This window comes from Streptococcus sp. WM07 (assembly GCF_004570525.1).
GTDB lineage: Bacteria > Bacillota > Bacilli > Lactobacillales > Streptococcaceae > Streptococcus.
This window is the reverse complement of the sequence record NZ_SPPZ01000175.1, coordinates 1-461: the sequence shown is the minus strand read 5'-3', so window position 1 is coordinate 461 and position 461 is coordinate 1. Positions and strand designations below refer to the sequence as shown.

1 protein-coding gene is annotated in these 461 nt (G+C 46.4%); it reads left to right on the top strand.

Going from position 1 to position 461, the window contains the following annotated elements; genetic code table 11:
- Positions 1–461 (top strand): DUF1542 domain-containing protein (locus E4T71_RS08925; RefSeq protein WP_135038971.1); only part of this gene is annotated, 461 nt, incomplete at both ends.

Below are 461 nucleotides of genomic sequence, written 5' to 3'. Positions count from 1 at the left end.
AAAGCTGCAGTAGATGCAGCAACAACAAATGCAGGAGTTGAAGAAGCTAAGACTGCAGGTGTTGACACTGTTAAAGCTATTAACCCAGATGCAGTTGCTAAGCCTGAAGCGAAGAAAGCCGTCGATGAAGCCGCTCAAGCCAAGAAGGATGAAATTGACGCTCGCTCTGATCTAACAGACGAAGAGAAAGCAGCAGCTAAGGCTCAAGTTGATGCAGAAGCAGAAAAAGCTAAAGCTGCAGTAGATGCAGCAACAACAAATGCAGGAGTTGAAGAAGCTAAGACTGCAGGTGTTGACACTGTTAAAGCTATTAACCCAGATGCAGTTGCTAAGCCTGAAGCGAAGAAAGCCGTCGATGAAGCCGCTCAAGCCAAGAAGGATGAAATTGACGCTCGCTCTGATCTAACAGACGAAGAGAAAGCAGCAGCTAAGGCTCAAGTTGATGCAGAAGCAGAAAAAGC